Source organism: Gimesia sp., from assembly GCF_048260065.1.
In the GTDB taxonomy this organism is placed as follows: Bacteria; Planctomycetota; Planctomycetia; order Planctomycetales; family Planctomycetaceae; genus Gimesia.
This window is the reverse complement of the sequence record NZ_JBLXHC010000003.1, coordinates 437,438-452,034: the sequence shown is the minus strand read 5'-3', so window position 1 is coordinate 452,034 and position 14,597 is coordinate 437,438. Positions and strand designations below refer to the sequence as shown.

The following is a 14,597-nucleotide window of genomic DNA, read 5'->3' as shown; positions in this document are numbered from 1 at the left end:
AGGTAACAGGAATTGTTTCATGAGTCCCTCCCTTGAACGTCAACAGCTGCAAACCGTGCATATTGTTCCGCTGACTGCCTTTGATCAGAACGATCAGATCAACCTGGATCAGCAGGCAGCGCACACTCAAAAATTATATGAAGCAGGAATGCGAGTCTATTTACCGGGGGCAGGCACAAGTGAATTTCACAGCCTGTCACCTGAAGAAATTGTCCAGTTGGTCAAAGTAACCCGCGAAGTGACTGGGCCGGAAACACTGATTTTTGCACCGATCGGATACCAGGTCAAAGTGGCCCGTCAGACCGCCATTGACTGTATCAAAGCGGGGGCAACCGGAATCATGTTTATGCCGTTCGCACATCCCTACATGAGTGACCGGGGGGCGGAAGAATATTATCTGACGGTAATGGATGCGGTTGACTGTCCGACTCTGTTCTATAAAAAAGCGGAAATCCCCAGTGATGAACTGCTGCTGAAACTGGCCGCTGATTCCCGTTCGGTAGGGGTGAAATACTCGGTAAATCAGATGCATCAGTTTCGTACGACTGTGAATGCGGATTCACACGGACTGGAGTGGATTTGCGGATCGGCAGAACGTTTTGCACCCTATTATATGCTGGCAGGATCGGGGGGGTTCACCAGTGGTGCAGGCAATGTCTGCCCGCGACTGTCGCTGGCGATGCATGCTGCGTTTCATGCCGGGAATTATGAGGAAGGCATGCGGATTCAGCAGCTGATTCTTCCCATTGAAGATTACCGGGCACGTGCCGGGGACAGTTTCAATATCAGCATGCTGAAATATGCGATTACACTGACGGGGGCCGACTTCGGACCGCCTCGGGCACCGCAGCGGACTCTGACCGGTGAGCAGGAAGCAGAGATTCGCCAGTTGATGGAACCAATTCTGGCAGCAGAAGCGGAACTAGCCTGAGCAAGTAATTGAGAAGTCTATAATTTAATCCTGGTACAATAAAAAAAGCCCCGTTTCGTAAAACGGGGCTTTTCGTTTATCGTCATAGAACTTAGGCTGTTGCCATACGTTCTTCTTTTTCTTTCAGGCGGCGTGCGACGACTTCTTCCTGAATGTTTCGAGGCACCTGAGCATAACGGGAGAATTCCATGCTGAATCCACCTTTACCCTGTGTCATCGAACGCAGTTCATTCGCATAGTCGAACATGCTGGCCAGTGGTACTTCTGCGATGAAGGTACTGGTTCCCATACGGGTTTCAGAAGTGTTGATCACACCACGTTTCTGAGCAACGTGACCGGAAACAGCTCCCTGGAATTCTTCAGGAACTTCCACTTCCAGTTTCATGATGGGCTCCAGCAGAGCCATGTTGGATTTCTTCAGTGTTTCCCGCATACAGTTGAATGCAGCAACATTGAACGCCATTTCGGAAGAGTCCACATCGTGGTAACTACCGTCAGACAGAGTGGCTTTCACGCCGACCACTTCACACTCGCAAAGCGGGCCTTTGACCAGTGCACGCTGGAAACCTTTATCAACGGCAGGAATGTATTCACGGGGAATACGACCCTGGCTGATGTTGTTTACAAATTCATAAGTTTCACTGTCGTTTTCGACCGGCATCGGCTCAATCTTACCAACCACATGAGCGTACTGACCGGAACCACCAGTCTGCTTTTTGTGCTTGTGATTGTATTCGACGGGAATCGTGGGAGTTTCGCGGTAAGCCACACGTGGTTCACCGATGATACATTCCACTTTGTATTCACGTTTAATACGTTCAATGTAAACGTCCAGGTGCAACTGACCCATACCGGCGATGATCGTCTGATTGGTTTCTTCGTCGGTCATCACGTGGAAAGTGGGGTCTTCGCGGTTGAAACGCTGAATGGCTTTGGCCAGACGGTCTGCACCATCGCGATCCAGTGGCTCGATTGAAAGACGAATCACAGGTTCTGGAACGAAAATACTTTCCAGAGCGAAGTTCACGCCATCACTACAGAACGTATCCCCGGAGGCACACTCCATACCGACGGCAGCGATGATGTCACCAGCTTCACCGCAGTCAACGTCTTCACGGCTGTCAGCGTGCATACGCACCAGACGACCGAAGCGGGTTGAGTTTCCGGTTCGGGTGTTGACGTAGCTTTGGCCTTTTTCGATCTTACCCTGGTAGATACGCATGTAGGTCAATTGGCCGAATGTTTCGTCGACAATTTTGAATGCCATGGCAACCAGAGGCTTGTCTGAAGAGTGCGACAGCTTTGTACGGAAGGTATCACTGCTGGTGTCTTCTGCACCTTCTTTGATCGCCTTCTGCTGTGCATCCAGATCAATCGCAGAAATATCGCGATCCAGCGGACTGGGCAGGAAGCGAACGACAGCGTCCAGCAGAGTCTGCACACCTTTGTTTTTGAAAGCTGTTCCCATCATCACGGGAGTGATTTCGTGAGACAGTGTGGCTTCACGAATGACTTTGTAGATGTCTTCGACAGGCACATCTGCTTCTTCGAGCAGAGCAACCATCAGGTCATCGCTGAACATCGAAAGTGTTTCGAGCATGTTTGAGCGAGCTTCTTCAGCGGCATCTTTGAACTGCTCAGGGATTTCGCCGAAAACTTCTTTTTCGCCCTGATCACCTTCGTAGGTGACTGCCTGCATGGTGACCAGATCGACAACTCCCTGGAACTGAGCACCTTCACCCATTGGAATCTGCAGTGGCAGCGGCACAACGTGCAGTTTGTCTGCAATCTGTTTGATCACGCTGGCGGAATCAGCACCGGTACGGTCCATCTTGTTGATGAAGGCAATACGGGGAACGCCATAACGTTTCATCTGGCGGTCCACGGTCAGTGACTGGCTCTGAACACCACCGACTGAGCAGAGTACGAGTACAGCACCGTCGAGTACGCGAAGACTGCGTTCTACTTCCACGGTAAAGTCAACGTGGCCTGGAGTATCGATGATGTTGATCGTGGTGTCTTTCCACTGCACCTGAGTGGCAGCGGATGCGATGGTGATTCCACGCTCGCGTTCCAGATCCATACTATCCATCGTAGCGCCACCATCGCCGCCCCGAACTTCACGCACTTTGTGAATTCGTCCTGAGTAGTACAGAACTCGTTCGGTAAGTGTGGTTTTACCAGAGTCGATGTGAGCCGAAATTCCAATGTTTCGATACTTGTCCAGATTTTTCATGGCTTTAATGCACGTTCACTAAGGATAACATGTTATGGATACAAATCGGACGGCAACATACCGTCCTCGTCAAAGCGCTCAATACTAGTCGGAACTTTTTGAGAAGAAACACTCAAGTTTTACAGGGAGGTAGGCCCTGCAAAATCGCATCACTCTACTGTTGTGATGGCTGACCCGGCAGGTTTGTTAAACAAGGGATCACTAACATCGGGAACGTTTCGCAAGTAGATAATCTGAGCGTAAGGTGTGAGCGTAGAATCTTATCGTTGTATCGTCTTCGGGGGAAGAGGATTTTTGGTTAAATTCCGAAAACTCACCGATTAATTGCGCAATCAGTATAGTCAATTTTGGCTGAAAAATAAAGCAGTCTAACGCAGGGAGAGGTACCAGAGCACCTCTCCCTGCAGTTAAATTTAGACTGAGAATAGTCTTACGCTTTTTCTTCCAGTACAGCCTGTGCTGCAGCCAGACGGGCGATTGGTACCCGGAATGGAGAACAGCTGACGTAGTCCAGGCCCAGTTCGTGGCAGAAGATCACACTGGCAGGGTCACCACCATGTTCACCACAAATGCCGATCTTAAGCTCAGGACGAGAGCCACGACCACGTTCGACACCTGTCTGCATGAGACGTCCGACACCATCCTGATCGATGGTCTGGAACGGGTCGGATGGAATGATGTCGTTTTCACGATAGTGGCCGATGAATGTTCCGTAGTCATCGCGGCTCATCCCCAGAGTGGTCTGAGTCAGGTCGTTTGTACCGAAGCTGAAGAACTCAGCAGTCTCTGCGATCTGATCAGCACAGATGGCAGCACGTGGAAGTTCAACCATGGTACCGACCAGGTAGTTGACCTTAACGCCTTTCTCTTCGAGTACTTTTTCTGCTTCTGCACGAATGATACTAGCCTGGTCATCAAATTCTGTTTTGAATCCAGCCAGGGGAACCATGATTTCCGGGAAGACTTCAATGCCTTCGTTCTGAACGTCACAGGCAGCTTCCATAATCGCACGTGCCTGCATGGCTGTGATTTCCGGATAAACAATACCCAGACGACAGCCACGATGACCCAGCATCGGGTTCAATTCGTGCAGTTCTTCGACACGGCGACGGATGAAATCAACGGTCACACCCAGTTCGTTGGCCAGTTCTTCTGCCAGTGTGGGGTTTTCTTCCAGATGGCGGTCAGAAAGGAACTCGTGCAGTGGTGGATCCAACAGACGAATGGTGACGGGCAGACCGTTCATCGCCCGGAAGATACCGGCAAAGTCTTCACGCTGGAACGGCAGCAGTTTGTTGACGGCTTTGGTTCGTGAGGCAACATCGCCGGCGGCAATCATTTCACGGATTTCGGCCAGGTGATGGAAGAACATATGCTCGGTACGACACAGGCCGATCCCCTGGGCACCGAAGGAAATTGCTTCGGCAGCCTGATCGGGCTGGTCAGCGTTAGTGCGAACTTTCAGTTTACGGATTTCATCGACCCAGCTCATCAGCTGCTCATAACGCTGATAAGTTTCGGATTCTTCCGGTTTCATCGTCTTGGAAATCAGAACTTCAACGATTTCACTGGGCTTGGTTTCGACTTTACCGGCGAAGACTTCTCCGGTGAAACCATCGATGCTGATCCAGTCACCTTTCTTGAGAACCTTGTCACCCTTGGTGATGGTTCCGGCAGCCGAATCGATTTTCAGTTCGGAGGCACCGACGATACAGGCTTTACCCATCTGACGGCTCACTAGAGCAGCGTGAGAGCTGGCTCCACCCAGAGCTGTCAGAATCCCTTTAGAAACACGCATACCACGCAGGTCTTCCGGGCTGGTTTCGCGGCGAACCAGAACCAGTTGAGCTGAGTTGTCTTTGTTGTAGATTGCTTCTGCGTCTTCTGCACTGAAGCAGATATGACCGCAGGCAGCACCAGGACCGGCGTTGATCCCTTTGGTGAGCAGGTCACCTGCTTTGGCTGCCTTTTCTTTTTCAGCAGGATCGAAGATCGGCTGCAGCAGCTGGTTCAGGTCGTCGGCAGGAATACGTTTTTTGGTGATGGCCTGTTCTTTGCTGACCAGACCTTCGTTGACCATATCGACGGCAATCCGGACGGCAGCAAAGCCGGTTCGTTTTGCATTACGAGTCTGCAGCATCCAGACTTTTCCACGTTGAATGGTGAATTCGATGTCCTGCACGTCTTTGTAATGCTGTTCCAGCTTACGTCCGATGTCGTCGAGCTGTTTGTAACCTTCGGGCAGATCAGTACTCAGTGTTGATTCAATCTGCTTGGGAGTCCGGATACCGGCAACAACGTCTTCACCCTGAGCGTTGATCAGGTAGTCGCCGCAGAATCCTGGTTCACCAGTTGAACAGTTACGGGTCAGGCCGACGCCTGTCGCACAGTCATCACCGAGGTTTCCGTAAACCATGGCCTGCACGTTACAGGCAGTTCCCCAGTTGTGAGGAATGCCGTAATCGCGGCGGTAAACGACAGCACGGTCGTTGTCCCAGCTGCTGAATACAGCGCCGATGGCACCCCAGATCTGCTGTTTGGGGTCGGTTGGGAAGTCCTGTCCGGTTCCTTCTTTGATCAGAGCTTTGAATTCAGCAACCAGTTCTTTCAACTGTTCTGCATTCAGTTCGGAATCGTACTGGACGCCGGCTTTTTCACGTTTGGCTTCCAGGGCGTGTTCGAAGGGATCTTCGTCAGCGCCTTTCATGCCGAGAACGACGTCGCCGTACATCTGAACGAAGCGGCGATAGCTGTCCCACGCGAAGGCTTCATTTCCGGACTGCTTGGCCAAGGCTTCTACAGTGGTATCGTTCAGGCCGATGTTTAAGACGGTGTCCATCATACCGGGCATGGATTCACGAGCACCGGAGCGGCAGGAAACCAGCAGTGGGTTGGTGTCACAGCCGAATTTGGCACCCATGGCTTCTTCCACTTTAGCCAGTGCTTCTTCGACCTGAGCTTCAACGCCTTCGGGATACTCACCTTTGGTCTTGCTGTAGTGAATGCAGACTTCCGTGTTCAAAGTGAAACCAGCAGGGACGGGAAGGCCGATATTAATCATTTCTGCCAGGTTCGCACCTTTACCACCGAGGCTGTTGCGCATTGTCGCATCGCCATCTGCTTTTCCATCACCGAAGAAGTACACATACTTTTGACCTGACATACTTATTTCCTCTTAGTGTTAATTGATTAGGCTTTCGGTCCCTTCACGCAAAGAAACCGGTTGCTAACCAGTACATATCTATTGTTCAGAAGCTTGATGCTTCTCGTTAAGATGAGGGATTGAATTTCAACCCCTCTCATGCATGTATCCGGAACTCGCGGCAGTCAGCAAAGAAATTGCAGACTGCTGATTGTCTTTCCAGAGAAAGACCTGTCGCTGGCGGTTGATATCCAGTTGATCCGATTTGGCTGTCACGGCTCGGGGATTTGCTCTGGTCAGTCAATTGTGATGTAGATGACTGGAATCCTGTACGTTCAACCATCGGTTTGCAGCTCATTTACTAGGGACACTACCATTGCTCAGTCCCACCGTCAAGCGACTGGCCACATTCGAGTTAAACGCCCTCCGATTTCAGCGGATTGCTGCGAAATCAGCCGGTGTATTCTTCTGGATATTTTCAGTTTCTGGGGATCTGAGTAATTTAGCATGGAAAATCGTACGACCTGTGATACCATGACAGGCAAGGCTCAAATATTTCATTTGTTCACGCATTTCTGACAAGATCACAATAAGCGTTTTCCAAGCAAACACTTACACACTCTTTCATTCCCTCTCGGGTCACAAAGATGATAGCCAGATTGATTCCAATTAATGGAGGTCAGCCGATCCTGATCAAAAAGGATGTGTCCGTCGTGGGGCGCAAGTCGGATTTGTGTGATATCCAGATCGATAAAAACAGCATTTCCAAGATCCACTGTGTGATTATTAAAACGGATGGTCTGCTGTTTGTCCGGGATCTGTGCAGCACCAATGGAACTCGCGTGAACGGGCAGAAGATTACCCGCGGCGCTCTGTTGCCTGGGGATGAGCTGGCACTGGCCTCAACGAAATTTGAGGTAGAACTTTCGGGGGATCCCAAAGAGGATGATCCGGAAGTCGGAGTACATCAGAGGACCGAGATGCTGACGGCCTTCAACCTGGAAGTGCAGCCGGAACAGGAAGCTTTGGATTCCGACAGTGAAAATGGAAGCGAGATTAAGCTGATCTCCGACTGACGCTCTCGACGACCTGCAGCGAATTAACTGGCCAGTTGCAGAGTCAGTTCTTCCTCGTTGAGAGAAACGATTGCGATTCCCAGTTTGTCTGCCAGGTCGGCAACTTCTTTCTGATCAATCATAATGGTCTGATTGCTTTCAATCGCCAGTACCCGTCCGCCTGCTTCATGCATGGTCTGCAGTGTTTTGATGCCCACGGTGGGAACATCAAACCGTCGGTCCTGTTGAGGTTTTGCTACTTTGACGACCGTGAATCCGCCCCGTTTACATAACTGACCTGCACGTTGAATTGCCCGGTCGGTGCCTTCAATGGCTTCGACCGCGATCACTGCTTTATCGTTGATTACGATGCTTTGTCCAATGTCGAGTTGCCCCATCTGTTTGGCAATATCCCATCCCATTTTAATATCTTCCCATTGGGAATGAGTGGGGCGTCGTTTAGTCAGAAATCCGTGTTTCACGAGTAACTCCGGGCAATAGTCTAATGCAGATTCGAAGAATAAATTGTCACGCTCAAATTCTTTGATCACAGCCAGCAGCAGAGTATCGTCTTTGCGATCTTTCTTAGCGTAGCGATACCACATATGCAGCGTACGTAGATCTGGTAATAGTTTTAAAATACGAAACGGGCTGAACAGGACCGTCTTTTCAATCTTGCCAGCCATCACGATGCGCTTGACGTCTTCCCGCTGGAACAGCTTGATTGCTTTACCGATTCGTGCCAGTGGAATCCAGTGGAAGGTGTCACAGATTTCAGTCAATTCTTCACTGGCCATGCCAAAGATGCCCAGGCAGCAGACGGAATATCCCTGTTGTCGTGCCTGTTCCGCAAACACAATGGGGAACCGGCCCGCTCCGGCCAGAAGTCCGATTTGTCGTTGAGAATGTTCTGAGTTGTTCGTTTGCAATTCGTTCATCGATTTTTCAGAGTTTCAAATTGAAACTTATCGTAAGCGTGAACAGAGCCCACTGTCTGATCACTGGTTGGCTGTGATTTGATTCAGGTTCTCGAGTTGCTCACTCATTTGTTTGATTTGAGATTCCAGTTCACGGATCTGTTTCCGCATCTCGGGAACTTTGCGAATCGACATGACAATCTTACGCTGTTCTTTTTCCGGGGCTGCTGGAGTTCCGATGTGTACTTCACCAGGAGGAATATCCCGATGGACGCCAGCCCGTGCACCCAGAGTGGCCTGATCTCCAATATGGACATGGTCTGCGACTCCGACCTGCCCGGCACACCGCACATAGTCTCCGGTGGTGATGGAACCGGCAAAGCCTACCTGTGAGGCGAATGCGTTATGCTTTCCAATTTCACAGTTGTGGGCAATCATGACCTGGTTGTCGATTTTAGAGCCTTCCCCAATCACGGTCGGGCCGATCATGCCCCGGTCAATGGTGGTGCCTGCGCCGATTTCCACGTCATCTTCAATTCTCACACTGCCCAGATGGGGGATTTTGACATAGCGCCCCTGTTCGAAGCGATAGCCGAACCCGTCGCAGCCTAAGACTGCCGCAGCATGAACGAGGACACGATTCCCCAGTTTTACATCAGGATAAAACACGGCATTGGCGTGAATGGTCACATCATCGCCGATGACACAGTCGTCACCAATATAGGCACCAGGATAGATTCGACAGTTCTTGCCGATCCGCACTCCCGGTCGGATTGTGACCTGGGGATAGATATGACAGTTCTCGCCCAGCTGAACATCATCACTGATGAGTGCCTGTGGGGAGACTCCGATGTCAGCTAGCTGACGTTGGGGACGCAGCTTCTGAATGATTTTAATAAACGCGGCCTGCGCATCTTCAACGGCGATCGAAGTGAAAGGGGCTTCTTCAAACGCTTTCTCAAATGATTCTTCCAGGCGTTTTTCCAGAAGGACCGCGCCGGCGTTACTTGATTTCAGCCGCTTGAGGTTCAGCTCATCGCCGACAAAGGTGATATCGTGAGGACCTGCTTTCAGAACAGACTCTGCACCATGTATTTCTAATCGTTGATTGCCTTTTACCAGGCAATTCAGCTCTTGAGCGATCCACTCAACAGTCGTCGACATCAAGGAGTCCTTTCCGGAAGATGCACGTATAGTTGATCGATTGTCAGACGATGAACAGAGGGATCCGGACAGCCATCTTGGCAAGTCCTGTAATGCTGTTCCCCCTAATCTCGCTGATTTTTAACTGATTTCACGAATTTAACGCAAGAGCATTTTTTAAAATGGGGGATATTTCCATTTTGACGAGTTTTTTATCCAACTCTCAACAGGTTAAGCAGTTAATTCCAGGGCTGATCAGATTCGCAGCGAGGAATTCAGGAATGTCACTGGTAGCGAACAGCCGATGAATTAGTTAGGATGTGGTTTTGACTTTGCAGGATCGTTTCCGGAGCAAATGGTCTGACGACGCAAACTACGTCAGAATCTCCAGTTAAGAAATCAATATTGAAAGATACATGGTATTAACGATGTCGGTACGTGGAATTCGTGGTGCAACAACGGTGACACAGGATGCTGCTGCAGAAGTCCTGTCTGCAACGCGTGAGCTCCTGGAACAGCTTCTCAAATCAAACCGGATCGAAAACTTCGAAGATATTGTCTCTGTATTTTTTACAACAACTCCTGATTTGACCTCTGTATTCCCGGCAGAAGCGGCTCGTGAACTGGGAATGAAATCAGTGCCACTGATCTGCGCTTCTGAAATCGCCGTCAAAGGGGCGATGCCACGCTGTATCAGGGTTATGATTCACGTCAATACAGATCAGAAACAGTCTGAAGTCGTGCACGTGTATCTGAATGAAGCACAAAAGCTGCGACCTGATGTCGCTTCCGCGCAGTAATCCTGTTACTGAATCTTTACCGGTGCTGGTTTGGGGTCGGGATCATCTGTACCAATAATGGCATTTGCTGATGTCCATTCCAGAAGCTGATCAGAGTCATCATCCTGTACGGTGAAGGGAATACCGCGTTCTTCCAGCGTATCGGTCAGTTCATCCAGCGGGTTTTTCAAGAACTGCGGCGGTAATACTTCTTTGAGTTGATCCCAGTAAGTATTGACCAGATTGATATTTTCTGGTGGAACCTGAATGAGCTGTTCGGCGCGATTCACCCGGGCAATCCACATTGCCTCGTGTAAAGTCCGATGGCGTTCTTCCAGAGAGAGTGAGGAAAACGGTCGTTTATCCATCTGCAGCTGATGGATGGCCTTGTTCCCTTTCTTAATGATTTCGTCGAGTTTCTGATCTGGTCGTAACTGGTGGCGGCTGGCTGCCAGTCCAATCGCCAGCGTAAAGCTGATGAACTGTTCTTTGGACATATCCCTCCGCAGCAGTGCTTTTTTAAGTAATCGATTCCGTATCCCAAACTGATCGCTGATCCGTTCTACATCCCAGAGCTGTGACATATTGATCTGCTCACTGTTAACCAGATCTTCAATAGGAAGAGAACGAATATGGCTCCAGACAGGCGCTGGGGCATACACGGTGGGAAAGGTGGGCATTTTTCCTTCAGGCATCAGTTTGATGACTTTGAGGTAGCGCTTCAGTTCTGCTTCGGTTACTTTTTCGTTGATCTGCTTTAGTTCGGTGTACTCCAGAGAATGGTCAGAACAACCGGAATGGCTCACTGAAATCACGACGAGTACACAGCAGATCATTCTACAGAGCCTGGCCGTGTTGGATTTCAAAAAAGCCATGTCAGTTCACCCGGTTCGATTAATGAAAAAGGGCCCGCCTCAGTTCAGACTGCTGCAGATGCTCCCGGGCATTCGGGAAACGTGATGAGCAGTCGGGGACACCTTGAATAGAATATCGACTCAGCGAAAAACGGATGCTTAGTGCTGCGCAGAGATTTCCGAATAACCCGGTTACAGGAATTGTATGGGGAGCGTTGCTCAGTTCTCAGCCGGGAGGGAAATGAAATCCGGTGATCCGGCTGACGGTGGCGACACAAACCAGAGCTTGCGCAGTTAATGCGATGATCCAGACCGTCTGCAGTTTTAAAAATGAACTGGCCTGCGTCTTTTCACGAGCCTGACTGTCTAGGATCGCTTGCCAGTAAGGGATCGTCATCAACAGGAACCAGGGGAGAAAAATGAGCCAGAGTCGCGCCGCCTCTCCCATGTTCTTCCCCGAAAGCCACAACAGGATCAGTACGAGCCCACACGACAGCAGCAATGGTTTCAGGCTGTTGGGGGGAGCTGTTGACTGCTCAGAGTCGAATCCTCCTCGACTGCAGAGTGAGCGAAAAACCAGCCAGGCAACAGGCAGTCCTAATGCCAGGCTGATCTCCAGAGGATTGAACAGCAACCACTTCCAGTAGGTCCTGGTATACTCGCTGTAAAAGCCGGCATGGTTTTGAAAATTCAGAAACCAGACCCGCAGCATATTCAGATCGAACACCGTGGCGAGAATTAATATCGGTAAACAGAACCCTGCCAGACCGCTGAGTGCCGTAAAGGCAAAAGTTTTCCAGGCAGCATGGGGTTCTCGGGAACCAGTCAGACGAGGCCAGAGTTGCAGTATTGAAAAACAGACCGCACACGCTCCGACCGGCAGAAATGCCAAAGTCAGAAACAGGCCTCCCCAGATCAGCAGGCCAGCCAGAAAAGCGTAGATCAGATTATTTCGTCTGCAGGCAATCACCCAGAGATACAGAAACAGCATCGCGATGACCGGGTAGAGCGCATCGGATTTTGGCTGGAAGATCAGAGCTGCTGGAATTAATGGCCAGAACGCAGCCACCTGCCAGCTGACCGTGCTTGAAGTAAATTCCCGCGCAAGAAGAAAGAGAGGAACAACGGTCAGGGCAGACATGCTTAACGTGATCAGGGTGGCCAGCCACAGAACAGCACGGTCTCGCGGCACGAGGGGATGTTCCGAACGAGACGTCATACCGGCGATGACATCGGCGGCTTCCTGAAATGATGCGGGTTGCGTGTCCAATAGAAAGGATTGCAGTCCGGGATTGTTTTCACAGAGTCGAATCAACGCCAGATAAAATAGAGGCAGGCCTGGAGGATGAGTCCCTTCATGCAGCACATCGCCTTGTTCCATCTTTCCTTCATATTCACTGAGGAATTGTGAGACATCGGAGATCTCTGTCTGTGCCTGCGTGAAATATCCCGAGGAGCCTTTATAGTAAAGTACAAATGCTGCTTTCGACAGCCGGTATTCTCCAGGTGGGCTGTCTTGCAGCTGCAGAGACCAGAGACCTGCGGCTGTAGTCAGGGCTGCCAGCCAGACAGCCAGTTCGTACCAGCGGCAATCAGGCATCCGCGAAAGAGCAATCAGAGTCAGTAAAAGGTAGACGGCGAAAGCAATGGCAGTCACGATCCAGCCGGGAATCATTTCAGCTGCTGCAAACGGGATGCGATCCCAGCTCCACTCACCTTCCACTCCCAGTGAAATCTGAGTCAACCAGAGCATGGCAATGGTGATCAGGCTGGTCAGCAGGAACGGTAATAGAGTTCGAAATCGCATTGTTCAGCCAGAATGAAAACTGAGAGGAGGCCGTTTACAAAGCATCGGGGACTGGGATACGCCGTGGTTTCTGCAGAGACACGGGTTATTCATCAATATGAATTACGATGCAGGTAATGTTGTCTTTGGAGCCACCTTCCTGTGCCGCTTTGACGATTTCTTCTGCTGCCTGTTGCGGGTCATCATATTGTCCCAGCAGGTCTTGCAGTTTCTCATCAGAGATCCCATCGGTGACACCATCCGAGCAGAGAATCATTCGATCCTGAGGAGTCGGGTCCAGATGACGGGCCTGGGTACCGGCGCTGCCGTCTTTCGTTCCAAGATAGCGATAGAGCACATTTTTGTAACGGTGGGTTAATGCTTCTTCGGCAGTAATCGTACCAGCGTCAACCAGTGCCTGAGTGAGGGAGTGGTCTGTTGTGAGTTGATGTAGAACATTATTTCGCAGCAGGTAAACCCGACTGTCCCCCACGCCTCCGATGAAGAATTTCTCTCCCACCTGGATGGCAAATACGATCGTCGTTCCCATGCTGCGGCAGTTGGGGTCCAGTTCGCCCAGCGCCATGATTTCGAGATTCGCATGTGCGACGGCCTGATCGATGGACTGCGTCACTTTTTCAGCTTCGTCACTGTTAGAGTCGATCAGCTCGTTCAGCTTCTGCGGAATGAGTTCGATTGCTAACTGACTGGCTTTTTCTCCGGCGCACTGTCCACCCATTCCATCGGCGACAAGAAAATATTTGTTGAGGTCATCAACAAAGAGATTGTCCTCATTATTTTCACGGAAATTTCCGGTAATGCTGACTGAGCCGTAACGAATTTCAACCATTAAAAAGCCTGTATGCGTGTCGATGATAATTCTGGATGAGGCCGAAGTCTCACGCCTTCCATGCTAGACATATGTGAAATTCCTTTGAAGTATCATAACATCTTTTGTCTGGGATGGAAATTTTAATATTGTTGTATCTGCTGGTTTTTTATTGTCTTATGAGAATTTCAGGGACATACCGTCTGGACTAAATCACGAACCCCCAGAGTTGTGGAGCAGATAAACAGTTCACCTGCTTCAAAGCCGGCGCTGGTCCCCAGCAGACGATTCTGACTCTCAACCAGCCGGTAAACCCGTTTTTTCTCGGGGGGAAACTGGGACTGATAAGCTCGAATCGAGTCGAGTTTCTGTTCAAAAGTATCTGAAATATCAACCACAAACTGTCCGCTGCCTTCCGGGTAGTTCAGGGATCCAAATCCCAGCGGATACCAGACCTGTTTCTGAATCGTGTGTGGTTCGGTGTTATCGAACTGGTCATTCCATTTGGTCAAACGGGAATAAAATACAGCCGCATCCGTAATCTGCATAGCCTGCCAGTGATCGGGGGAAGCCATGGGGGTTTTGCCTGCCAGTCCCAGTACCACTTTAGGGCGATATTTCCGAAACAGGTTTGCCAGAGCAACCCGATTTTCAAAACTGTCAAACAGTCGTCGGTTGGTCAGTTCCAGTGTTTCCCGGACATGAATTCCCAGAATTTCAGCCGCCTGTTTTGCTTCCAGCAGTCTGGATTCCGGTCCCGGGCTGAGTGGCGTTGGTTCGCCATCCGTCAAATCGATAATGCCCACGCGATATCCCTGGTGGACGAGTTTTGCCAGCGTTCCACCACAGGCGATCTCAACATCATCCGGATGCGCACCGACGGCGATGACATCAAGTTGTTCCGGGAGTTCTGAATTCATGAGCT

At 50.4% G+C, this 14,597-nt stretch carries 12 protein-coding genes; 3 read left to right on the top strand and 9 right to left on the bottom strand.

What is annotated here, in order from left to right:
- The first annotated feature begins 19 nt into the window (after positions 1-19).
- Complete coding sequence (locus ACN0YN_RS07890; RefSeq protein WP_417384458.1) at positions 20-931, top strand: dihydrodipicolinate synthase family protein; 912 nt, start codon at positions 20-22, stop codon at positions 929-931.
- A gap of 91 nt (positions 932-1,022) precedes the next feature.
- Here ACN0YN_RS07890 and fusA read toward each other — a convergent pair whose 3' ends face one another.
- The 3 genes from fusA to ACN0YN_RS07875 form a co-directional block, all read right to left on the bottom strand.
- Complete coding sequence (gene fusA, locus ACN0YN_RS07885; RefSeq protein WP_417384457.1) at positions 1,023-3,167, bottom strand: elongation factor G; 2,145 nt, start codon at positions 3,165-3,167, stop codon at positions 1,023-1,025.
- Between the two features lie 430 nt (positions 3,168-3,597).
- Complete coding sequence (ppdK, locus tag ACN0YN_RS07880) at positions 3,598-6,330, bottom strand: pyruvate, phosphate dikinase (RefSeq protein ID WP_417384456.1); 2,733 nt, start codon at positions 6,328-6,330, stop codon at positions 3,598-3,600.
- A 411-nt stretch (positions 6,331-6,741) separates the two neighbouring features.
- Positions 6,742-6,921, bottom strand: a complete 180-nt coding sequence (locus ACN0YN_RS07875; protein ID WP_417384455.1) for a hypothetical protein — start codon at positions 6,919-6,921, stop codon at positions 6,742-6,744.
- A gap of 35 nt (positions 6,922-6,956) precedes the next feature.
- Between ACN0YN_RS07875 and ACN0YN_RS07870 the strand changes: the two genes are divergently transcribed.
- Positions 6,957-7,385, top strand: coding sequence for an FHA domain-containing protein (locus ACN0YN_RS07870; protein WP_417384454.1), 429 nt, complete (start codon positions 6,957-6,959; stop codon positions 7,383-7,385).
- Between the two features lie 23 nt (positions 7,386-7,408).
- Here ACN0YN_RS07870 and ACN0YN_RS07865 read toward each other — a convergent pair whose 3' ends face one another.
- Both ACN0YN_RS07865 and lpxD read right to left on the bottom strand, forming a co-directional pair.
- Positions 7,409-8,302: an LpxI family protein gene (locus tag ACN0YN_RS07865; protein WP_417384453.1), complete on the bottom strand. Its 894-nt coding sequence runs from the start codon at positions 8,300-8,302 to the stop codon at positions 7,409-7,411.
- Positions 8,303-8,362: 60 nt separating this feature from the next.
- Positions 8,363-9,445 (bottom strand): UDP-3-O-(3-hydroxymyristoyl)glucosamine N-acyltransferase, encoded by a 1,083-nt coding sequence (lpxD, locus tag ACN0YN_RS07860; RefSeq protein ID WP_417384452.1) that lies wholly within the window; start codon positions 9,443-9,445, stop codon positions 8,363-8,365.
- Between the two features lie 407 nt (positions 9,446-9,852).
- On the opposite strand from lpxD, the gene aroH reads away from it, so the two are divergent.
- Positions 9,853-10,224: a chorismate mutase gene (gene aroH / locus ACN0YN_RS07855; RefSeq protein ID WP_417384451.1), complete on the top strand. Its 372-nt coding sequence runs from the start codon at positions 9,853-9,855 to the stop codon at positions 10,222-10,224.
- 5 nt (positions 10,225-10,229) lie between these two features.
- On the opposite strand, the gene ACN0YN_RS07850 is transcribed toward aroH, so the two are convergent.
- The 4 genes from ACN0YN_RS07850 to ACN0YN_RS07835 all read right to left on the bottom strand — a co-directional run bounded on the left by ACN0YN_RS07850 (position 10,230) and on the right by ACN0YN_RS07835 (position 14,592).
- Positions 10,230-11,078, bottom strand: coding sequence for a hypothetical protein (locus tag ACN0YN_RS07850; RefSeq protein WP_417384450.1), 849 nt, complete (start codon positions 11,076-11,078; stop codon positions 10,230-10,232).
- A gap of 205 nt (positions 11,079-11,283) precedes the next feature.
- Positions 11,284-12,864 (bottom strand): hypothetical protein, encoded by a 1,581-nt coding sequence (locus ACN0YN_RS07845; RefSeq protein WP_417384449.1) that lies wholly within the window; start codon positions 12,862-12,864, stop codon positions 11,284-11,286.
- A gap of 85 nt (positions 12,865-12,949) precedes the next feature.
- Positions 12,950-13,693 (bottom strand): PP2C family protein-serine/threonine phosphatase, encoded by a 744-nt coding sequence (locus ACN0YN_RS07840; RefSeq protein ID WP_417384448.1) that lies wholly within the window; start codon positions 13,691-13,693, stop codon positions 12,950-12,952.
- Positions 13,694-13,860: 167 nt separating this feature from the next.
- Positions 13,861-14,592 (bottom strand): PIG-L family deacetylase, encoded by a 732-nt coding sequence (locus ACN0YN_RS07835; RefSeq protein WP_417384447.1) that lies wholly within the window; start codon positions 14,590-14,592, stop codon positions 13,861-13,863.
- Positions 14,593-14,597 lie beyond the last annotated feature (5 nt).